At 43.3% G+C, this 22,292-nt stretch carries 14 protein-coding genes and 2 tRNA genes; 9 read left to right on the top strand and 7 right to left on the bottom strand.

Annotated features, from left to right (window positions below; translation table 11 throughout):
- Window positions 1-8: 8 nt before the first annotated feature.
- The 3 genes from LI82_RS11115 (at window position 9) to LI82_RS11105 (ending at window position 3,339) form a co-directional block, all read left to right on the top strand.
- Window positions 9-494, top strand: a complete 486-nt coding sequence (locus tag LI82_RS11115) for a hypothetical protein (protein ID WP_135607263.1) — start codon at window positions 9-11, stop codon at window positions 492-494.
- Window positions 495-589: 95 nt separating this feature from the next.
- On the top strand, window positions 590-1,753 hold the full coding sequence (locus tag LI82_RS11110) for a poly-gamma-glutamate biosynthesis protein PgsC/CapC (protein WP_048195770.1): 1,164 nt from the start codon (window positions 590-592) through the stop codon (window positions 1,751-1,753).
- Entirely contained in the window at window positions 1,750-3,339 is a 1,590-nt protein-coding gene (locus LI82_RS11105; RefSeq protein ID WP_135607264.1) for a Mur ligase family protein, read from the top strand. The genes LI82_RS11110 and LI82_RS11105 overlap by 4 nt, the downstream gene beginning before the upstream one ends.
- 233 nt (window positions 3,340-3,572) lie before the next feature.
- On the opposite strand, the gene LI82_RS11100 is transcribed toward LI82_RS11105, so the two are convergent.
- Window positions 3,573-5,195 (bottom strand): glycosyltransferase family 4 protein, encoded by a 1,623-nt coding sequence (locus tag LI82_RS11100; protein WP_330217384.1) that lies wholly within the window; start codon window positions 5,193-5,195, stop codon window positions 3,573-3,575.
- A gap of 394 nt (window positions 5,196-5,589) precedes the next feature.
- A tRNA-Arg gene (locus LI82_RS11095) sits at window positions 5,590-5,664 on the bottom strand.
- Between the two features lie 254 nt (window positions 5,665-5,918).
- Here LI82_RS11095 and LI82_RS11090 point away from each other — a divergent pair.
- From LI82_RS11090 to LI82_RS11065, 6 genes are all read left to right on the top strand, one after another.
- Window positions 5,919-6,434 (top strand): hypothetical protein, encoded by a 516-nt coding sequence (locus tag LI82_RS11090; protein ID WP_135607265.1) that lies wholly within the window; start codon window positions 5,919-5,921, stop codon window positions 6,432-6,434.
- 168 nt (window positions 6,435-6,602) lie between these two features.
- Entirely contained in the window at window positions 6,603-7,481 is an 879-nt protein-coding gene (gene ilvE, locus LI82_RS11085; protein WP_048195766.1) for a branched-chain-amino-acid transaminase, read from the top strand.
- 44 nt (window positions 7,482-7,525) lie between these two features.
- Complete coding sequence (locus LI82_RS11080; protein ID WP_048196292.1) at window positions 7,526-8,743, top strand: molybdopterin molybdotransferase MoeA; 1,218 nt, start codon at window positions 7,526-7,528, stop codon at window positions 8,741-8,743.
- A 55-nt stretch (window positions 8,744-8,798) separates the two neighbouring features.
- Window positions 8,799-9,890 carry an OBG GTPase family GTP-binding protein gene (locus LI82_RS11075; protein WP_048195764.1) on the top strand — a complete coding sequence of 364 codons (1,092 nt, stop codon included), beginning with the start codon at window positions 8,799-8,801 and terminating at the stop codon, window positions 9,888-9,890.
- A gap of 53 nt (window positions 9,891-9,943) precedes the next feature.
- Window positions 9,944-10,016: transfer RNA gene (locus tag LI82_RS11070), tRNA-Gln, on the top strand.
- A gap of 586 nt (window positions 10,017-10,602) precedes the next feature.
- Window positions 10,603-15,690 carry a cobaltochelatase subunit CobN gene (locus LI82_RS11065; protein WP_048195763.1) on the top strand — a complete coding sequence of 1,696 codons (5,088 nt, stop codon included), beginning with the start codon at window positions 10,603-10,605 and terminating at the stop codon, window positions 15,688-15,690.
- 376 nt (window positions 15,691-16,066) lie between these two features.
- On the opposite strand, the gene LI82_RS11060 is transcribed toward LI82_RS11065, so the two are convergent.
- The 5 genes from LI82_RS11060 to LI82_RS11040 form a co-directional block, all read right to left on the bottom strand.
- Window positions 16,067-17,164: a methylcobamide--CoM methyltransferase gene (locus tag LI82_RS11060; protein WP_048195761.1), complete on the bottom strand. Its 1,098-nt coding sequence runs from the start codon at window positions 17,162-17,164 to the stop codon at window positions 16,067-16,069.
- Window positions 17,165-17,225: 61 nt separating this feature from the next.
- Entirely contained in the window at window positions 17,226-17,540 is a 315-nt protein-coding gene (locus LI82_RS11055; protein ID WP_048195759.1) for a DUF6951 family protein, read from the bottom strand.
- A gap of 31 nt (window positions 17,541-17,571) precedes the next feature.
- Window positions 17,572-18,609, bottom strand: coding sequence for a methylcobamide:CoM methyltransferase MtaA (gene mtaA / locus LI82_RS11050; protein ID WP_048195757.1), 1,038 nt, complete (start codon window positions 18,607-18,609; stop codon window positions 17,572-17,574).
- Window positions 18,610-18,630: 21 nt separating this feature from the next.
- A complete protein-coding gene (locus tag LI82_RS11045) occupies window positions 18,631-20,241 on the bottom strand; it encodes a TCP-1/cpn60 chaperonin family protein (RefSeq protein WP_048196290.1) in 1,611 nt (536 codons plus the stop codon).
- 5 nt (window positions 20,242-20,246) lie between these two features.
- Window positions 20,247-22,205: a hydantoinase/oxoprolinase family protein gene (locus LI82_RS11040; RefSeq protein WP_330217383.1), complete on the bottom strand. Its 1,959-nt coding sequence runs from the start codon at window positions 22,203-22,205 to the stop codon at window positions 20,247-20,249.
- Between the last annotated feature and the right edge of the window lie 87 nt (window positions 22,206-22,292).

Genomic DNA, 22,292 nt, shown 5'->3' with positions numbered 1-22,292 from the left:
GTGATTCAATGGATACTAATTATAGGGATCGAATTATCGCTGGGGTATTAATAGGACTGGTGATACTGCTTTATTGCTACTACATAGGTCAGTTGCTCTCAGGAGTTCTCCTGGCTTTATTGGTTATTATCATTTTATTGGTCCCTGTCCGGGATATGGGGGGGCCAAAGTTGTCAAAGACCTCTCCTGCTCAGGAAGAATTTGAGGGGAAGGTACTGGCTGATTCGAGGATCTACGAGAAAGCAAATTTCTTTGTTGGAATTCCCATAGGCATCGTACTGGGAAAGATATTCAGCAAATATGAGAGTGTTTTCACGATCAGGACTCAGAAAGGTTTAGTTATTGTGGTCTATCCGGGGATCTGTCTTGTCTCAATGGATGACACTGTACGTGTATTTGGGACATGGTATGATGGGAAGAATCTCGGTATCAAAGGAAGCTTTATCAGGGCTGAGAGGGTGGTTGATGAAAGTTCAGATCTGTGTTCTCATTAAAAAGCTAATTTGTAAAAGAGGATATATCTGACCAAATTTCTTTTTGCAACTTACATACCAGACTTAATATATATATCCGAAATCATCTATTTATTATGCTTATCGCAGTGTTACTTGGGGTTATTGGTGTTCTCTCGGTCATTATCTTCACCCAATTTTACGGGTATCGTCTTGGAGGAGTTATAGTTGTACCGGTCCTTGCTGTTTATACGTGCAAGAATTTCCTTATGCTGCCTTTGTTCCTTGCAGGTGCTATAATTGCATATGTGGGACTTCGTTATTTGCAGAAGAAGACCATGATTTATGGAAGGGATGAACTTGTTGCAACACTGTTGCTTGGCTCTGTATTGCCTGTTGTGGCTCTCTTTTTTATGAAAGGGGTAGGTTATGATCTTACTGATGTTGTGTTCTTTGGAAGCATCCTTCCGGGGCTTGCAGCTTATAATTATTCCAGGATCAAACCGGAATACAGGCTGCATGATGCAATGGCATCTGTCGGTATATTCGCCGGACTTCTGGCAATTGCGTGGGTCCTTGTGACCCCTGCCATCAGCGATGCTATAGGCATGCTAACACCTGCGATCCTTTTCAGCCCGACATCTGATCTGGCTCTTCTGAAGAATGCGGCTGTGGGTACTTATCCCGCACCTGCGATAATCGATCGTTTTTCTGCATTTATCCTTTTCATGGTCTCCCTGGTACTTTCAGAGTTTGTCAGGAAGGTCTCCGGGATACGCGTGGGTGTGGTCTCAATGGCTATCCTTGCGATATTCTCAATTGAAAACAAGTGGTTCTTTGCACTTTATTTTATCAATCTTTTTGCTTCCTTTATTGGTATAAGTCTGATTCAGAAGGCAACTTTGATCTATGGAAGGAACCTGATCGGGCTTGGGACCTGTATTTCCCTGCTGTTGACGATTCCATTAGTGTTCATCTTCCCGGTGTCGCGTGGGCTGTCGATCTTCTTTCTTGGATTGATCGCGGGATTAAATGCATATAACCTTCATGTTACACCTCCTGCAGAGCGGAAATTGTTCGTGCCTCTGCAGTTATCTTTGCTGGCACCGCTTATAGTCCTTGCAAGAGCTCTTGGAGAAGGGCAGCCACAGGGTATGTTCCATGAGTTCGGGCTTGTCCAGTTGCTTGTAGTGGTGCTGGGTGCTGCTATTTCCATTGCATTTGTAAAGTACAACTGGATACGCAAACCGCTGGACGAACATGTCTGGAATGCTTCACTGTTCTCGGAGGAAGACGAATGAAACGTGCAATCTATGAGATATACAATAAGTCCGGTGGATGGACCTGGAGATTGCGGAACAAGGAGGAGATGCTTGCTTACAGCGGGAAGATGTTCTCCAGTTCCTCCGAGGCCTGGAGGGAGGTCGACCGTGTACGTGCAATGGCTGCAAGACTTGCGGGAATAGACGCATACCAGGATATACCTCTTGATGAAATTCCTTCAATGGAAATTGAAAATGCGGATGCTATAGACTGGCACCTGACATTCTGTAGTGGCAATACCGTTGCATGCAGTGCAAGGCACTTCGATGTCCACGAAGATGCCAAAGAGATGCGCAAGGAACTACTTAGGGATATGGTTGGGGCGGTCAAGGTATTCGTAATGGATGAAAGCGATGATCTGCTGACTCTCAAGATCGAGAAACACGGGCCCTTTGGTTGCTTTAATTGTTTCCTAAAAAGAGGTCGCAAACACCGTGAACTTCTGGATCTGACAGATACGCGCATTGATGTGGTGGGTATCCGGGGTAAATCTTCCACTGTTCATCGTCTTTCTGAGATCTTCACAAGGCGTGGATATAATACACTGGCAAAGGTGACAGGAAACCGTCCTCATCTTATCGTCAACGGATTTTCGATACCTATCGAAAGAATGGGTTCAAATGTAACGCTTTATGAGAACATCCATGGGTATCAGGAGTTCATACCTGTCATTGAGTCCTATACTCCTGATGAAAGGAAGGATGTTGCTATCTTTGAAAATCAGGCGATCACCGAATATACCACAAGGATGGTCAACGATGTCTTTGTAAAACCACATATCGTGGTGGTCACCAATGTGAGACAGGACCACCTCTCCACACTTGGCAGGGATAAAAGTGAGATCGCAAGAGCATTTGCCCGTTCAATCCCTAAAGGTACTGTTGTTATCAATTGTGAGCAGAATGAGGTTTTGCAGGATTACATGAAAAAAGAGATCGAAAAGCGCGGGGCTACTGTCAGGAATGTGGAGGTCCCCGAAGAGCACAGGGGTCTTCTGGGTTCTGAAACTGTACATTCTTTAAATTACGTTCTCGATGAGGTTGGCAGTGGGCCGATACCGTTCGAGGAGCTTGATTCCTATCTAAAAGCCATGCAGCCCCGGTGGATGGAACTTGAAGGTTGTACTATCTTCAATGCCGCCGAGGTCAACGATGTGGAAAGCACCGAGATGATACGCCAGCAGCTTGCCGGGAAGAACAAGATACTTCCGTTTGTATACCTTAGGGATGAGCGCAGGGGTAGGTCCTTCTCCTTTGTGAATTACCTGAACCATCTTTTTGAGAAAGGCTATATCGATGAGGTTCTCGTTGGTGGGCGCACAACTGATCCGTTCGTAAGGAATCTCAAAGCACCAACGCGGCAGTTCAGTGCAAGTGATGATGTATCCCTGGTCCTCGATGAGATGGAAAAGAAGGGACTTCCCATAATTCTCATGGGTAATACCGTGGATGATTTCATGAGACAGATGGAAATTGAGATCTCAAGAAGGGTTAAGATGGGCAATAATAAGCACTATTCGCCTGAGGTCGATACCCTGGAGAAAATGAGTGCAAACATCAGCTAAATTTGATATTTTTCCTTTCCTTTTCCTTTTCATTAAAATGCGACGCTAACATAAAGCAAAATAAAAGTTCAAAAAAGACTTAGGAATAACTTTTTCCGTCTTTAAAATCTGGCAGATCCGGGTGCATGAAATGTATCGGAAAGAACATTAATGAAAATGAATGGTTGAAGGGATGAAATGGGCAAAGCATCTGATTAATATGTAAAATGATGAGTTGGGATCTTAAGCGTTGATCACTTAAGATCAACGCTATTATATTGGTCTGTTTCACCAAGTTCTTTAATGCATTCTCCATAGTAGCATTTCATCAGCTTGTGCCAATCGCCTGCTACTTTTCTAAATTGGATCCCTCTCTTTTTTCCATTGTATTCCCAAACACCGGCCTGATGGAATATTGATCCGATGTGACTTGATAACTGAGATTCTGTCTGAGTCCAATTAAGATCATGATAAAGGAATTTCCCAATTCCTTCTTTTTCGGTCCCGTTCCTTAATCTTGATACGTTATTTGACAGATCTTTCCAATTGTCATCTGTCATATAAGTATCTAATTTACTCAATTCATCCTTCATGATGAGTTTATCAACTTTGACCTTACCATTTGGTGAACTAAATTCTCTGCTTATGAAAAGGTTGAGGTCACTATCAATTTTCCACCAAAATGGTTTTGCTTTTCCAAGTGTCTTCTCAGGTACCCAATCATTTTGTTCATCCAAATTGTACGCTTCAATTGTCTTTTCTGCGATTGTGTGCCAGTTGAATTTTGTTTCGATGAGCTCTTTACCTGTTTCTCTAAGGCTGTCATTGGAGAGGTCATCAAGCACGTAATTTAATCCCCATGAAATAGACTCTGGATTCTTGTATACAAGTACTCCGTCAACGAAATTGTCTATTGTCTGGACAGCATCTGTTGCAACGATGTTCCTTTCAGCATCCCAACCCTCAAGAACGACTATTCCAAAAGGTTCATTCCTGCTTGGGACACAGAGGATATCGCATGCATTGAACCAGTCCCTGGCTGTTTCATCATCTGTATATCCCAGGAAATGGCATCTATCTGAAACATTTTCTGCATTTGCAAGATATTCACAGTGGGGGCGCATTTCACCTTCGCCTATAAAGACAAACTGAGTGTCCCAGCGATGGTCCAACACTTTTGGAACCGCTTCAACAAGTAAGTCGGGTCCTTTCTGGTAGCTCATTCGTCCTATGAACAGTACAACTGGTGCAAGAGGATGTATCCCTAATCTTTGTTTCACTTCACCGGGGTCAACGTCCTTCTTGATCTTCCCATGGAAGATGCCGTTTGGAATGATGGATATCTTCTCATCGGGTATCTGGTACAGGAACTTGATCTCATCTGTAAGTTGTTGTGAGGTGGATATTACCTTTACAGATTCATAGCCGGCTTTCCATTCCCTGTGGGATATTTCCCTGGCTTCCCACCAGTCCCCGTGTACGTTACCGTTTCTTCCCCATTCGGTACTGTGGTATGTGAACATAAAGGGTATGCCAAATTCATGTTTTATCCTTGAGACCACATTGACAGGATGCCAGTCATGGACATGCAACATATCGAACTTACCATATTCCCCGGTAACATCAAGGAATCTTGAGTACATTGAATCGCACATACTGTCCATTTGCTGGACAATGCCTCCGTCAAGAGAATGGTCCACACGATGGTAGTGAACTCCATTCACTTTCTCATATGTTTCAAGTCCTGAATTTCTGGTAAATATGTGGACTGAATTTCCCTTCTCAGCAAGAGCTTCCGCAAGTTCGGAAACATGCGGTGCTATACCGCCTACTTTTATCGAGTGTAAACTCTCCCAGGAGAACATCCCGATGTTCAAAAATTTCCCCATTTCTTTCAAACCCAATTTTTTGTGTGGTTAACTAAGTATTTCTACACGTATTTATATTTATCATTTGGATTTATCTAAATACTTACTTATATGATATTTTAAAACCGAAGCATTAGACCTCGTATTAATAAAAAATTTGGTTTTTATAAAACAGGTTGTCTTAGTTGTAATCGGCTGGAGCTCTAATTAAAAGTGAGTTCCAGATTCAAAAATTAACGAGGGTATGTAATATGATCCCTCATTTTGCAAATAAATTTGCTCGTGTACTGATCTTTAATGGTCAGAATATATCTATTGAATGTTGGGATGGATGAATCTCAAAAGTTTGATTTCAAAAAAACAAAAAGAAGATAGTCGTATCAGGACTATCTGTTGATTCTAACGGACCCGGTGGGAGTTGAACCCACGACCCCCGGGTTAGAAGCCCGGTGCTATATCCTGGCTAAGCCACGGGCCCAAAATTGTTATTCTGGGCGGATGAGATACGACATGGGTGTTTATACATAAAAGCCTTTTGTACAGGAGAGTTTTATCGGGTTAATTTGATGGTTAAATGTAAGATTGTGTCTCAATATATGGACACATGGCAAAACAAATTTATCCATTCAATACTTTTTTGTGTAATGTACTTGTTGATGTCAGGTATAAACAACAGAGGCCCAAATAATCATGCAAACAATTCTCATTCCAGGGCTCATTTTCTTTGCACTAATGACACTTTACAATCTGAAAAAAGCAACCAGTGAGGAGACCAGCTACCTTCCGGCGATCTTTGGTCTCCTAATGTTCGCCTCAACCCTGCTGATCCTTCTTGGGCAGTCCCTGATCGGCAGTTTTGGATTCATTATTATTTTGCTTCTGGCTCTGTTTTATTCTAAAACGATCTCAGACATGAGGATGAAGCAATTCATGAAGGGAATGGAGGGCATAGAGACCACTTCTTCTCTTGCATTAAAGGACATCCTGAATTTAAGGTTCTGGGGTGTCTATGCACTGACCAAGGGACCAAGAAAGGCAGCGATCGGCTGTTCTTTATTCCAGACCGGTTTTATGCTCTTCATTTTTGTAGTGATGACGTTGTTCTCTGATATCTCCCTGAATATGCTCGTTCTGGTTCCTGCTGCAATTGTCATATTTGTAATGGGATGGTATGAGTATGAATCGATCTTCAGGAAATATTCTGAACAGCGGGCTATGAAAAGTTCAACTGAGCAGGAACATCCCTGACCCTGGCTTTCCAATTATTCTCCTTTTTTGTAATTCACTGTTTAAGTAGCACTTTTACTCTCCTCAGTATTCCAACTGGTACAAATATTCATATATAACATAGATATCATCAGGAATACAATATTTAGAAAAACGTACCTTTAACCGGTATTATTAAAGAGGATTCATATGAGCGAATTACTGATCTATTACAACGGTGAGTTTGTCACAAAGGAAAATGCAACGGTTTCTATCTACGACCACGGTTTCCTGTACGGTGACGGTGTCTTTGAGGGAATCAGGGCATACAATGGTCGTGTTTTCAAGCTTCAGGAGCATGTTGACAGGCTGTACGATTCTGCAAAGGCTATTGCTCTTGAGGTCCCGATCTCAAAGGAAGAGATGAGCGAGGCTATCCTTGAGACATTGAGGAAGAACAATCTGACCGATGCATACATCCGTCCTATCGTTACACGTGGTATTGGTGACCTCGGTCTTGACCCGCGCAAGTGCCCAAAGCCAAGCATCTACATCGTCTCACAGGAATGGGGTGCAATGTATGGCGATCTCTATGAGGTCGGTCTCAAAGCAATTACCGTCGGGATCAGGCGTAATGCACCGGATGCATTGTCCCCTAATATCAAGTCACTGAACTACCTGAACAACATCCTTGCAAAGATCGAGGCAAACGCGAAGGGTGGCGATGAGGCTATCTTCCTTGACCAGAACGGTTTCGTCTCTGAAGGTTCCGGAGATAACATCTTCGTCATCAAGAACGGCAAGGTCTACACCCCGCCAACCATCAACAACCTCAAGGGTATCACAAGGGCTACTGCCATTGAGCTTCTCGAGGAGCGCGGTTATGAGGTCATTGTCGGAAACCTCGGCCTGTTTGACATGTACACCGCAGATGAGATCTTCGTCACAGGTACCGCAGCAGAGGCTGCACCTATCACAAAGCTTGACGGACGTCCTATCGGCGATGGTTCTGTTGGTCCTATTACCAAGGTAGCAGTCGCTGCTTTTGAAGAGGTCACCGGCAGCATAGGTACTCCGATCTTCGAATGATCCTTTTTCGATCATTCTTTTTTCTTTCTTAATTTGAACTAACAATGCCACGGAAAATATTGCGGGACCTGCTTTCCATTGAGGATGCCAGGAATCTTTTTGAAGGAATTGATGTCCGTACTCATGTAAGGTCAATGCCGATTGAGACTGCAACAGGACGTGTTCTTGCAGAGGACGTTATTTCAGCCATAGCTGTCCCGGATTTCGATAAATCCTTAAGGGACGGGTACGCTGTGCGTTCAGAGGACTTGCTTTCAGCAAAGGAAGATCCGGTTCCCTTAAGGCTGGTCGGATTCTCCCCGGTGGGTCAGCTTTCGCAATATCGTGTGAATGAGATGGAGGCCGTAGAGGTCGCAACTGGCGGTCCTATACCTGAAGGTGCTGATGCAGTGGTGATGGTGGAGGACACTGAACTTCAGGACGGTAATGTTCTCATAAAGGTGGCTGCTAAGGCAGGTCAATATCTGATACATGCGGGTCTTGATGTTGCAAAGGACGAGCGTGTGCTCCGTAAAGGCACACGTATAGGGGCACGTGAGGCAGGTGTGCTTGCAGCTATCGGAAAGAGGGATGTGGATATCCGTTCCATGAAGGTTGGTATAATTTCCACCGGAAATGAGCTAACTGTTCCGGGAGAGCCTCTTGATAGTGGCAAGATCTATGACTGCAATTCCTATTCTCTTTATGCCAGTGTTACGGACTGTGGTGCGGATGCTGTTTCCTATGGTATTGTGAAAGACGACAGGGAAGGGTTCAGGGATGTTGTGGACAGGGCAATTGCAGAATGTGACCTTGTGCTCACATCCGGCAGTACGTCAGCCGGGCCTGATGATTTCATGTATAGCATTATTGAGGAAAAAGGAGAGGTGCTGGCACACGGGCTTAATTTCAAGCCGGGAAAACCTGTGATCCTGGGAATCATAGATGAGGTTCCGATCGTGGCTTTGCCGGGTCATCCGACTTCTTCGCTTACGGTTTTTTATGAGTTTCTTCTGCCGCTTATAAGAAGATGCCTGGGAGCTTCGGAACAGGTGAAACAGAAGATCGCCGGAGTTTTAGAGGAGGACCTCAATTCCGGTAACAGGCATGAGCTCCATGCTGTCCGGGTGGAAGGGGGCAAGGTCTTCTCCGTCAGTAAGACCTCCGCGTCGATCACCACTCTTGCAGGTGCGGATGGATTCATTGAGATTCCTGCGGAAGTGCCGATGCTGAAGAAAGGAAGCGATGTAGAAGTTATCCTTTTTGAAGGTGTGTACAGGTAATTTCCGGGTCTCCTAAGGAAAATCTTTTTTATATTGAAGTTATGGTAGGGAGCAGATGAGTTTACACGAAGATATCCAGGCAGTCGAGGACGAGATCCGTAAGACTCCCTATAATAAGGCAACATCCCATCACATCGGTAAGTTAAAGGCGAAACTCGCACGCCTGAGGGAAGATGTGCAGAAGAGAGCTTCTGCCAAGTCCGGCGGCGAGGGTTATTCTGTAAGGAAGTCAGGTGATGCTACTGTTGCACTTGTGGGATTCCCTTCTGTGGGTAAGTCCACCCTCCTGAACAAGCTGACCGGTGCCAATTCCGAGGTCGGTGCGTATGAGTTCACGACCCTCGACGTGATCCCGGGTGTTCTGGAGTATAAGGGCGCGACGATCCAGATACTGGATGTGCCGGGTCTGGTCAGAGGTGCAGCCAGCGGCCGTGGCCGTGGTAAGGAGGTAATCTCTGTGGTAAGGAACTCAAACCTTGTGCTTTTCCTGCTGGATGTGTTCCAGACCGAGCATCATAAGGTGCTGATGCAGGAACTTTACGATGCCGGGATCAGGATCAATATGTCAGAACCTGATGTTACTATCAAGAGGATGGACAGGGGTGGCGTGGTCATCAGTGCGACCATGGAACTTGAGATGTCCGATGACCTTATCAAGGCGATATTGGGCGAGTACAAGATACACAATGCCCATGTGCTTCTCAGGGACAACATCAACATGGATCAGCTTATCGATGGCGTGATGGCCAACAGGGTGTACATCCCCGCTGTGATCGTCATCAATAAGGTAGACATGGCTGATGAGGAGATCCTTGAGTTCTGCAAGGCAAAGTTCCCTGATGCGACATTCATTTCCGCCAACGAGGAGAAGAACCTTGAAGCCGTCAAGGACCTGATCTACGAAACCCTGGATTTCATTAGGGTGTACCTGAAACCACAGGGTGGTCCCGCAGACATGGATGAGCCAATGATCGTGACCAACGGCGTGACAGTAGGTGATATTTGTGACCGCCTGCACCGCGATTTCCGCGATAAGTTCAGGTATTCTCAGATATGGGGTCCATCAGCCAAACACCCAGGCCAGCGAGCTGGTCTTGACCACTATCTGGAAGATGGCGATGTGCTGACCCTTATCATCCAGAAATGATCTTAAATTTTTCCACAACAAATAAGTATTATTGTGCAATATGCAGGATGTGAAGTCCCGTAGGGTAGCGGTCAATCCTTCAGGCCTTTGGAGCCTGGGACCCCGGTTCAAATCCGGGCGGGACTATAAATTTCTTTAGATATTCCTATTTTGATAGGGCTACTTTTTACTTTTTTGAAATCGAACTTTTGCTATGAATGCATATCATCATTCAACATTTGGCTTTTGCTCATTCATCTTTAAAAATAAATAAAATTAAAGCATAAAAAAATCAAATTAAATAAGTTCTCTTTTTTGATTGTATATACATTTCTAAAGGAGAACGTTTTCCACTCATATGTGTGACATGATGTCGATTGCTATTAGTTTCAATTAAATCTAACGAATTGCTGATTACACAATTGTTTGTATTTGAACTTACGTATGTTATGTGGTTACATATATTTTTATACTATATTGTTCTAGCTACTAAAGTTTCGTATTACAATCAGTGGTGTTTGTATTACGATATATTGCTCTAATTACTACTGGGATTGAGAACTATGTTATAATGAAATATAATTCAGGTTAATAATTCAATTATTCCAAACGTGTGTGGAAATGAGCAATAAGAAAATAAAATAAAAATGTGTGGATAATGAAAGTTTGAGATATCCCAGAACAGCCGCCAAGCAAAGTGCCGGGATATCTTACACATCATCGGGTGGATAATATGCGAAATATAAAACATCAGTTGTTAATTTTAAGTATTTTGGTTTTGCTGGCGCTTTCGCCAGTGGTATCGGCAGAAGAACAAGTGACAAAGGTCACTTACATCAGTTATGTTCCAAATGACGCTCTTGAGATGGCCAGTGAGACAAATGATTATAGCGATCTCATCGAGTACAATTATATCAACTACTATAATTCCAGTGCTGATGATGGAATCAGTGATGATCTTCGTGAAGCTGCTGAATCCGGTTTTTTGGAAACTCAGGATGTCATTTTCTGTGATTACCTTGGAAGCACTATCTTAAACGCTACCTCAATCAGTGAGAGCTTGATAAGTGCACAGGCTAATGGCGCAGAGATATACGCCTTAAGGACCATGGGAACCTGTCCTGCTTATCCGGACTACATTTCAGACGGTATTTCCAATGATCCTGTCTGTAACTATTTCATGAACATGGGTACTGGGGGAGAAGGTCTGGAAAACGCAGAGAACCTGCTTATATACCTTTCAACAAATGGTCCTGAACTCCTGAGAACTTCGATTCTTGGAAATACAAATGTAGATAGTAGTAAATTCGTATTTGTTCTGGGTACAGAGTTCAATGAACTGGCACTAAATAATGCGTCTTCGGATGTGAATATATCTGCAGAGTTAAATGTCAAAATTTTCACGAAGAATAATCCTGTACCAGAAGGATTCGATTTTTCGAATTATGGAATGATCTTCATCGAGTCAGAGGATGAAGCTGTAGTAAATAATTGGACCTCAAGCATAAAGTCTGCTAAAACAGGCGGTGCAATGGTCATAGGCTATAACCTCTCCTCCAACATCACCCTTCCAAATGTTGACTTGTATTCAGATGAATACACAGACATTGAACGATACTGGATACAGGGTGGCGACGCAAACATGAAGAGCATGCTCAAATTCATGGGCCAGAATTTCTCCGGTTTCTGGGAAGGTGAGGAGATTGCTGAACCTGGGTTGTTGCAGGAAAAAGTGAATATAACGTTTATTAACGGAGTCGACGCTAATCGTCAATCTCTTAGCGTTATTATTTCCCAGAGAGGCGTGATCACTGATCGTTTCAACATAAATGTCATGACCGGCAGCGAGGCAATTGCAAACCTCACTGATGCTTCAGATCAGGACATTATAATAGTTGATATGGTCGGTGCCACTGATATCTTGAAGATGGCGGAAGTATTATCTGATGCAAAGGATAAAGGTGCGCAAATTGGTTTTGGAACGGGAGATGCCTATGGAATAGGTACGATCGACCTGCAAAATCCTCCTCATGATGTGATTAAGGAATATCTTGATATCGGCGGAAACACAAACATGGAGAGTCTGGTTCGTTACTTGGGAGGAGAGATTGATGATGTCTATATAGAATACTCGCCTGTAGCTCCTCCGGTAATTCCTGATGACGGGATCTATCATCCGGACTATTATCCGAAGGTTTTCCAAGACAGTACAGAATATCTTGAGTGGTATGCTGATCATGGTTATAATGAATCCGCATCCACGATTGGTATTGTAAACTATGAAATTCAAAAAGAAGAGATCTATTTCACCACCGACGATGCAATAATCAGGTATCTTGAATCGAAAGGATGCAATGTTATCTACACCACCGATGTTGCATTCAATGATGATGTTGATTATTTCACCAAAGATGGTGAAGTACTCGTAGATGCTATTATCCACTTGAAGGCTTTCTATCTTAACTATGAGAATCAGACACAGGGTGTGGAATATCTTCAGAAATACAATGTTCCTATCCTTAAAGGAATACAGGATCCATACACAACACCAGGGGAATTCAACAACAGCCTGCATGGAACAGATCTGATGAGTCTTCCTGCTATGGTTACACAACCTGAAGTTGATGGGTGCACCGATTTCATATGGATAAGCGGAAGAGTGCAGAATCCTGAAAACCCTGACCAGTTATATTACGAACCTATCATGTCGCAGGTGGAATTCTTGTGTGACCGTGCGATCGGTTGGGCAGAACTTGGAGGGGCCAGCAACGAGGACAAGAAAGTCAGTATTCTCTATTACAACCACGACGGTGGTAAGGAAAATATTGGTGCCAGTTACCTTGATATCGGATCAAGTTTCACATTGCTGCTTGAGCAAATGCGGGCAGAAGGTTACGACATAGGCAACGGTAGTATTCCAAACGGCAGTGAGTTCATTGACCTTTTCATCGAAAGCAGGAATGTTGGAGCATGGGCTCCTGGTGAACTTGAGAAGGTTGTAAACTCTGGCAAAGCAACTCTTTGGCCGGTCGAGGAATATCTTGTCTGGTATAATACATTACCTGAATCAGTCAGGACTGAAGTTGAAGGTACATGGGGCGAGGCTCCTGGGGATATCATGGTATATGAGAACGAGAGCGGAGAATACTTCGTGATGCCAACGGTCCAGCTTGGAAATGTCATCTTCATGCCACAACCAACAAAAGCCAAGCTTTCTGATGAATCACTCATATATCACAATGAGTCAATACCGCTAACTCACCAGTATCTGGCAGCTTACTTCTGGATCAACCAGGTATATGATGCCGATGCCATCATCCACTTTGGTACGCACGGTTCAATGGAATGGTCACCTGGAAAAGAGATCGGGTTGTGGAGGTATGATTACCCTTCAATATGTGCGGCTGATACACCTATCATATATCCCTACATAATGGATAATGTGGGTGAAGGCAGTCAGGCTAAACACCGTGGTTATGCGGTGATGATAGATCACCTGACCCCACCGATAATGGCGGCAGGAATCTATGGTGATCTTACCACCATGCATGACACGATACACAGTTACGAAGACGCTATAAAAGCCAACAGCACTATGGCCGATAGTTATCGCAACAGTACAATCAACCTTTACACAAACCTCTCAATGGAAAATGATCTTGGAGTCACCCCGGATGAACTCCGATCAATGTCTGATGAGGTATTTGGAGAATTTGTAGGTACTGCAGTCCATGATTATCTCCATACATTACAAGAAACACTGATGCCTTACGGTGTCCACACTTTTGGAGTGGCACCGGAAGAAGAAAAACTTGTCTGTATGGTCAAATCAATGCTTCGCAGTGATTTTGTCAACCATATCTATAATGTGATCCCGAAGGATACTGGAGACGAAGAGGATTGGGAAGATGAAGCCGATACTTATGCAACTGAGCTTTTGAATGCCACAGTACTCAATGGTATGGATGTTGTGACCGCTCAGGACAATATCCTTGGTCTTAATAATACTACCATTACAGCCGATCTTACTCTGGGGTTGGATTATGCTGATAAGCTCGGTCAGACCACGCGTGAGATCAACCAGACATTGCATGCACTGAATGCGGAATACATTGAACCGGCACCAGGAAATGATCCGATACGCAATCCGGATGCATTGCCAACCGGCAGGAACTTCTATGGCTTTGACCAGAGGAAATTCCCTGATGTGGAAACCCAGGCAATGGGTGTCATCCTTGCAGACCAGCTTGTAGAGGACTACTACACCAATCATAACGGAACTTACCCGAATAAGGTGTCGTATGTCCTCTGGGCTATGGAAACACTGCGCCATCACGGACTTATGGAAGCCCAGATCTATTCACTTTTAGGAGTAGAACCCGTAAGAGATGATGGGCGTATTACTGGTTTTACGGTAATAGATATTGAGGATATGAACCATCCAAGGATCGATGTGGTAATTCACTCCTCAGGACTGTACAGGGATACTTTCCCCTATCAGCTGGAGTTGATCGATGAGGCCATTCGAACGGTTGCAGAACGCGATTGGGAGTCCTGTGAGGATAACTATGTAAGATGTAACTCACTGGCAATGGAAGCTGCTCTCATTGATATGGGCTATGATAATGAAACAGCAGAGTACCTGTCAAGATCAAGGATATTCAGTGAAGCACCCGGTAATTATGACAACGGAATGGAAGATGCGATTGCTGCAAGTGATACATGGGAAGATGAATCCAAACTTGCCGACCTCTTCATATCATCATCGTCTTACATCTATGGACAGGATATGTGGGGCGAAGGTTATGAAGATGTGTTCACAATGAACCTGATGGATGTTGATGCTGCTGTACACAGTGACTCTACAAACCTGTTCGGGCTACTTGACGGTGATGGATACTACGGTTATCTTGGATCGATCGGACTTACAATAAGGTCACTCACAGGTGAGACGCCTGAATTGTATATAGCCAATCAGGAAAATACGGATGACCTTCAGATGATGACGCTGAAAGAGGCATTCAGGACAGAATTGCGTGCACGTAACTTCAACCCGACATGGATCTCTGGTATGATGGAAGGTGACTATGCAGGTGCTCGTCAGATGATGAAATCCATTGAATATCTGTGGGGATGGGATGTAACGAACCCGGATATGGTCGCTGATTCTGATTGGGATGAGATATACGATATCTATGTTATGGACAAGTATGATATTGGAGTGGACGAATTCCTGAAGACTGAAAATCCATATCAGTATCAGTCAATAACTGCACGTATGCTCGAAACCATTCGAAAGGACTACTGGGATGCTTCAGAAGAGGTTAAACAAAGCCTTGTAAAGGAATACGTTGAATCGGTGGTCAATGATGGTGTAACATGCTGTCACCACACCTGTGGAAATGCTCTGCTTGATGAGTACGTGCAGGGCATAATGTCAGTACCTGGAGTTGTCGACCAGGAGACCATCGACGAGTACAATAGACTGATGGAAGAGGCCACACAGAGTAATTCTCAATCATCAGTTTCCAGTACCCGCAGCAGCAGTAGCGGAAATACTGCATCTGCTTCGATCGTCAATACCACTAGCACAAGCACTGTTAATGGGGGGTATGGAACTACCACTGACCAGCCAGCAGATGCTTCACAGCAAAGCACACCAGACAACTACGTTGAAGGATATGAAATGACAAAAGAATCCGTGACAAGTGATTCGGCCTCATCGTCTACATCCTTCTCCGGTGCTGATATCTTAGGCAGCGTGCTGGTCGTGTTATCCGTTGCTGTCATTACTATCGGTTTCAGGAGACGAAGGCTCTAAAATCAACTAAGTGGCACTTCGATAATATTGTCGAAGTGCTTTTTTATTTTTTTAATTTGATTATCGAAGTGATGGATTCTCAATACCTGGTTATATGCATACCCTAAAAGGCATAAAGGGGATTTTGAGCTTTTGAAGCTCTTTCTTATAGCCAATGTTTGAATTAACAATCTATAATGTGAATGTAGTGGCTGCTTCAGTTATTCTAATATACGTATTATTAGAGTTACCTGGCATAATCGGGCGGGGCTGCTAAATTTCTTGAGACAGTCCGATTTTGATAGGGACTTTTTTCTTTTTTAAAAATAAGAACTTTTACAATGGATACAATTCATCAACCAACATTTGGTAGTTAATCACTTCAGTGATTTTGCTTTCAGAAGCGGGAACTCATTGCCTGCCAGAGTGTTTCCATCTCTTCAAGTGGTGTATTAAGTGGAATCTCACATCCTGTAGAGAGGATGAAGCCTTTCTCAGGAGCTGCATCCATACAGTTTTTCACTTCGTTCTCAATATCAGCAAATGAACCGTCACCAAATACGTTTGGATTGATGTTGCCCATCAGACATACATCATGTTTTCCAATGTCCTTAAAACAATATCTGGGGCTACAGCCTGTCTTTTTGTGGATCTTCACACATTCAACACCATGTTGTTTCCCCAGTGCTTTAACATCCCCAAAAGCAAAGTTAAGGACATCCGGTTTCAGGGACAGTTCCATTTCATGGAAGGCATGTTCTGCACAATTATGGGATATAACATATCCACCGTTTGCCTGAATGTTTTCATAGAGTTCTTTTGTATACTTAAGCATGAATTCGTCAGCCATCTCAGGACTGAAAAGGTCTGCTGTGTTCTCCCCGTTCTCCACTAAGATGCCATCAGCTCCTTCTTCGAGCATCCGATTCGCATACAAAATGCAGCTTTGAGTAAGCCTTTCAAGAAGAGCATGTACGCTTTCTTTCTCCGTTAGCATCTCAATACAAAGATTACTCGCCTCAAGGATCTGGGCAGCAAGCATCAGGGGAGAAAGCATACTTCCGGTTATGAAAACCTCGTCATTGAGCTCTTTTTTGAGAATGGCAATGGACCTTGCAACCGTATCCACCCTTTCAGACCTCTCAATATCCAGAGGATCTATTTTATCATATTCCTTTGCCGATCCTATAGGATGCTCAGCTATTGTAGGATACCTGTTATCTTTGATGTTCAGTTTGGTACCAAGGGCTTCCGCCTCTACAAGCAGACATCCCCAGGGAGACATCACGTTATCATGATGATACATCTCCCTTGCAAGTATCTGTGCTCTGGCAATCCCCTTTGCAGAATAGTAGGCATCGCTCATACTGGCACCCATACGTTCAAGGACTGCATCACCTGCACCGAACCAAAGGTACCCATAAGGCATCCTGTCTACATCCTTCATCTCAATAGCATTAACGAATCTCTCTTTTGAAGTCATTTCCTCTGTCAATGGACCACCTCTAACCACCTTTTTGTTTACTGAAATCTTTCAGACATTAAGCAAATCAATGTCATTCGAACTCTATACCAACCTCCCCTACATTCCCTGCCAGGGACTTTGACATAAGACCGGCTTCAAGACAGCATACATGAAGTACTGCAGAGGGAATGAGACATGTTACGCTGCATTTTGCTTCCTGCGCTTTTTGCATTACATGGTTGTCCTTTATGTCAAACAGGTCCATCATCGGAACTTCCAGATGGGACATTTTCCTGACCTTTTCACAGGGTGTGTCTATATCGACGACAATCCTGTCACCTTCCATATTTCCACATACCTTGTGGGTAAAACCACAAACATTTGATTTTACGGTTACTTCTGTCATGGGATTTTCCTCCTTATTTCGATTGAATATTTTAGATCGTATAACTTTGATCACAATACTCGTTTCTTGCTTCCACCAGTGCCTTGAGATTCCGAATAGGTGTCTGGGGAGCCAGGCCACATCCCGGAGCAAGTATATCAACACCAGCATCTAGGGATTTGAAAGCTTCTTCTTTTACCTGCTCAGGGGTTCCGCTGAACATCGTCACTGAGGTAGAAACATTCCCAATTACGATCGTATTATTTCTGTGTGCCACCTCTACAGCAGTATTCAGGTCCTGAATGCTTTCTTCAATGCTGATACCATCAAACCCACACCCGGTCATATGAGATATTATCGGATCTGCCTTCCCGCAGACATGCAATACACTGAGACCATTGATGCCTTTCGTGATTCGGGAATATCTTGGTTTTATAAGTTCCTCGAAATCAGATGGTTGTACTAACTCAGGAGAAGCTACAGCGTCAGCAATGCAGACCACATCCACACCATGATCGAGATATGCATTTCCCAGTTCTATACATGCTTCAGTGCAAATGTCCAGCAATTGTTCAACCTTCTCCCGGTCCTTTATGGTCCACAAAAGAAATGACCTGAGGCTGGAAAGACTTACTGCAAGGTCCGTAGGTCCTTCAAGACCTGCAACTATGGGAAGCTCATCTCCGATTCTCTCCCTGATGATGTCAGCAGCTTCAAGAATTGATGGGATCCTTCCCCTGTCCAACAGGTTACTGGGAACTTCAAAGCCATTGAGCGGGTCTTTGAAAGGTCCGTTTATAACCGAAGGCGTTCTCTCCTTTGTACCACTATAAATTTCACAACCCATGGCCTCTCCAAGGATGGTGCAATCAAAAGGGAACCTTACCATTTCAAAACCAGCAATCTCCTGCTGTGAAATTGTCAGTGTAGCCATTTTATTCGGATCACTGTCTGCTTCAGGTCTTGCAGCGCCACACATGTCCATAAGTTCTACAACCGGGCTTGTGGTGAAGGACCCTACCGGAACTTTATCGACATCTTCTCCTTCAAATAACTTCAGAAGCCTGTCTTTTAAGTTGAGATCATGCATGTGTGGAAACCCCCTACAACATTATTTCTTCATTACTATTTTGTCAATTCTCAGAACGCTGTTTGCAGTCTCGGTGGCAGAGATTATCGCCAGTTTCTTGATGGTAGCAGAATCGTAGACAAGAGGATTGTTCTCAGTGATCTTTCTGGAATAATCTACCCTTGCATCAAGACCCTTGTTATAGAGATAGGACATTTTTGTCATTGAATCGATAACATTCATGCCCATGTTCTTTGCCAATATCCGTGGTATGTCTTCAAGTGCATTGGCATACTCGATAACGGCGAACTGCTCCTTTCCTTCTATTGTAGAAGCATAGCTCCTCAACATCTGTGAAAGTTCAAACTCAATTCCACCACCTCCGGTAACTACCATTTTGTTCCTGAGGATGAATGCTGCTGTGTTCAATGCATCGTCTGCAGCCTCTTCGACCTTTTCAAGTGCATATTTTACAGGCTCCCATATCAGAATTGTCGAAAACTTCTGATCTTTAATTTCTATGAAAGCAAAATCCTCTCCACATCTCTTTTTAACTTCAACCTTATCTGCTTTTCCAAGGTGCTGTTCATTCAGATCATCCCTTATGGACATGATCTCTGCACCTGTTGCCATTGAAATGTTCTCGAGGTCTTTCATTTTAAGTTTCTTGAACATCAATACATTGTTCTTTACAAGCTTTTCTTCGATGCAAGAGTCCACATCACCCTCGCAAAAAACAACATTTACACCAGTATTGATGATCTTCTCAGCAAAGTTGCCAAGTATCCTCTTACGCTCTTCTTCAAACAGATAAGCAGTCTCAATACTATCCATACTGATGTTATGCCTGGAGTTTACAATTTCACTCTTGAGCTTGACATCATAGTTCAGGATAAGGATCTTAGAATCAATAAATGATCGTGGCATGTCAAATCTTGCAGGAGATTCATCAAGAATGACACCGTTAAGGTGAACGATCTCAGGACCACCGACCTTTTTCATGATCTTCACATTTTCATCGAGATCAAGATAACCATCAACGGATAATGTTCTCAAATGTTCGATCACATCGACAACTATAGTTGAAAGCACCTCTGCCTGATCGAACTCTATGCCTTTACTAACAGTTGCACTCAGGATAGCAGCATAGGACTCATCGTATGTTCTGGCAGTTATACTATTGAGCTCGAGAAGTTCGTATGCCTTATTAAGGGCAAGCTTGTAGCCTTTTATAATAGTAGTAGGGTGGAAACCTATTTTGATCAGCTTAACTGCATTTATTATCAGGCCGGATGCCAGTATAACTGCAGTCTTTGTACCATCGCCACAGGATTTATCCATCGATCTTGAAAGTTCTTTCAAGGAAGTCACTATTGGATGCAAAACATCAATTTGTTCTATTATGGTCTTTCCATCATTGGTCAGATAGATGTCATCAACATGATTTGTAATCAGCTTATTAAGACCTCTGGGACCAAAAGAAGAACTCAGGAGTTCCTTTATCTCAGAACATGCAGTTTCCAGATGATCGATCAGTTCTTTATCCTCAACATCTCCTTCCAGTCCGATCTTTTGGCGCACACTCTGTGCAAGTTGATATATATCATCCAAATTGTTCTGTTGTTGACCCACATTATTGATTATTGAACTCATTTTCATTACCTCCTTGGACTTCCAATACCGGTTGCAACCAGCTTGGTCTCAAGACTTGTACCGAACCCACTTCTTACATCATGCCTGGCTAGATCAAAATCTATCATATTCATGTCCAGCCCATATCCGGTCATATGTTCGGCTATCAGCTTTTTACTGAGTTCAAGGCCATGTGCCACAGCATCTGTATATTCGTCAAAGACCTCCCTTCCGGTCTCTGAGAAAACAGCATATTGATTGCTACCAGCACCAGCCCCCCTTACAAGAACATCAGTTCTGTGAACAACATCCCCAAGAAGTGCACCAACAGCGTTTCCGACCTCATGATGTTCAGGGACTATTATATTGGCATCTATCATGTTGTTGATATCTGTCAAATACGCCTTCACAGGACCTCCCACAAGAACCACCGGATGATTCACCTTGAAGGTAAGAGGAGATGAAAAGTCAATCATTTTTTCTATGTCTGATCTCCTGACATCTTCTTCAAAGAAGGAGATTATATTCAAAGACATGTTCTTTACAACTTGCTCTTTTATGTATGAGCAAAAACCACCCATTCCCATGTCCAAATACTCAGCAAGTAGTTCAGCCCCCAGACGAGATGCCTTTGAATCCCACTTGATATAATCCCTCAGCACATGCAGGGCATCTGTAGGTGTAAAACCGATTTGCTGAACATATCTTCTCTTGACCAGTGATGCAAGTATACTGGAGAACATCAGGGTATGCTCACCAAGTTTCATCGAAATATCGGATAGGGAGAGGGGTTCATCGCCAAGTACATCGAGAACTTCTTTCTCATTAGAACTTAATACAGCATCTTTCATACCCTGGAATTCGGAATCACTTCTGACAAAGAAAGTAGTTGGTTGTATGATATCATTCATATGACGTACATTCGGCTTATCCATTTCAGCAAGTTTGTCTATTAGATCAGGATGATTAATTGCTGCAAGACATAGAGGTGTGACTCTGTTAGGACCAATGGAAACACCCGTCTGAACCCACACATGGCTATCACCTCCAAGAGCAGATGTACACATCTTTATGGCCTTTACCATAGTGCTCCACCCGCCTACCTTAGCTCCACTATCACTTGTTTCAGGAATTCCATTGGATATCATTGATACATCGGTGCTTGTACCCCCTACATCCATAGTCAGGCATGTTTTGACACCTGCAAGATGAGAAGCACCTACAAGACTGGCTGCGGGACCCGAAAAGATTGATTCGACAGGTTTTTTGAGCGCATCTTCTATCCTGACAAGGGAGCCATCACATTTCATCATCATCAGGTCGGCATCAATTCCTTTTTCTTCCATTACAGAAAGGATAGAGCGTATGAATTGATCAGTTACAGGAATAAGTTGTGCATTCAGCAATGCTGTTACAGCTCTTTCATAAGCACCGAGGCTACTTGAAAGTTCATGTCCGCATACAACGGGTTTATCGGTCAGTTCCCCAATAAGGTCTTTAACTATTATTTCATGTTCAGGATTCCTGACCCCGAAATAAGATGAAACTGCAAAAGAGGAGACTTTGTCTTTGTTCTCCATAACAAAATCTTCAACCAATCCAAGATCATCAAGATCCTCTATAACGTTACCATCTGCATCATGACCACCTTTAATGGAAAGAACATTGTCAGTTGAAAGAGCTCCAGTGATCGAATGCCCGATAAGTATAAGGCCTGCAGGATGCCCTTTTCCTTCAAGTGTCGTATTGGTTGCAAGAGTAGTTGAAACTGAAACAAATTCTATATCTTTCAAATAACTGTTATCCAGGCCTTCAATGGAATTCTTGATCCCTTTTATAAGATTGGAGTGTGTTGTCAACGACTTATTGGAATCCATTACTGTTCCGGCTGAAATGTCCATAATAATCGAATCAGTATAGGTTCCCCCCGTATCAATACCAAGACCAAGATACATATCAATCATCTCCATTATATTATCATTCAAGATTTTTCGAATACATTTAATTTTTAAATATTACACAATTGTTTGAGCTTGCTTTGCAGAAATCCACCTGGACACATAGACGGAAAC

This window comes from Methanococcoides methylutens, from assembly GCF_000765475.1.
GTDB classification, from domain to species: Archaea; Halobacteriota; Methanosarcinia; order Methanosarcinales; family Methanosarcinaceae; genus Methanococcoides; species Methanococcoides methylutens.
This window is presented reverse-complemented; position numbering and strand designations above follow the sequence as displayed.

Coding starts and splice junctions, on each gene's coding strand:
- LI82_RS11115 (WP_135607263.1), top strand. CDS start 9: ATGGATACTAATTATAGGGATCGAATTATCGCTGGGGTATTAATAGGA.
- LI82_RS11110 (WP_048195770.1), top strand. CDS start 590: ATGCTTATCGCAGTGTTACTTGGGGTTATTGGTGTTCTCTCGGTCATT.
- LI82_RS11105 (WP_135607264.1), top strand. CDS start 1,750: ATGAAACGTGCAATCTATGAGATATACAATAAGTCCGGTGGATGGACC.
- LI82_RS11090 (WP_135607265.1), top strand. CDS start 5,919: ATGACACTTTACAATCTGAAAAAAGCAACCAGTGAGGAGACCAGCTAC.
- ilvE (WP_048195766.1), top strand. CDS start 6,603: ATGAGCGAATTACTGATCTATTACAACGGTGAGTTTGTCACAAAGGAA.
- LI82_RS11080 (WP_048196292.1), top strand. CDS start 7,526: ATGCCACGGAAAATATTGCGGGACCTGCTTTCCATTGAGGATGCCAGG.
- LI82_RS11075 (WP_048195764.1), top strand. CDS start 8,799: ATGAGTTTACACGAAGATATCCAGGCAGTCGAGGACGAGATCCGTAAG.
- LI82_RS11065 (WP_048195763.1), top strand. CDS start 10,603: ATGCGAAATATAAAACATCAGTTGTTAATTTTAAGTATTTTGGTTTTG.
- LI82_RS11055 (WP_048195759.1), bottom strand. CDS start 17,540: ATGACAGAAGTAACCGTAAAATCAAATGTTTGTGGTTTTACCCACAAG.
- mtaA (WP_048195757.1), bottom strand. CDS start 18,609: ATGCATGATCTCAACTTAAAAGACAGGCTTCTGAAGTTATTTGAAGGA.
- LI82_RS11045 (WP_048196290.1), bottom strand. CDS start 20,241: ATGAGTTCAATAATCAATAATGTGGGTCAACAACAGAACAATTTGGAT.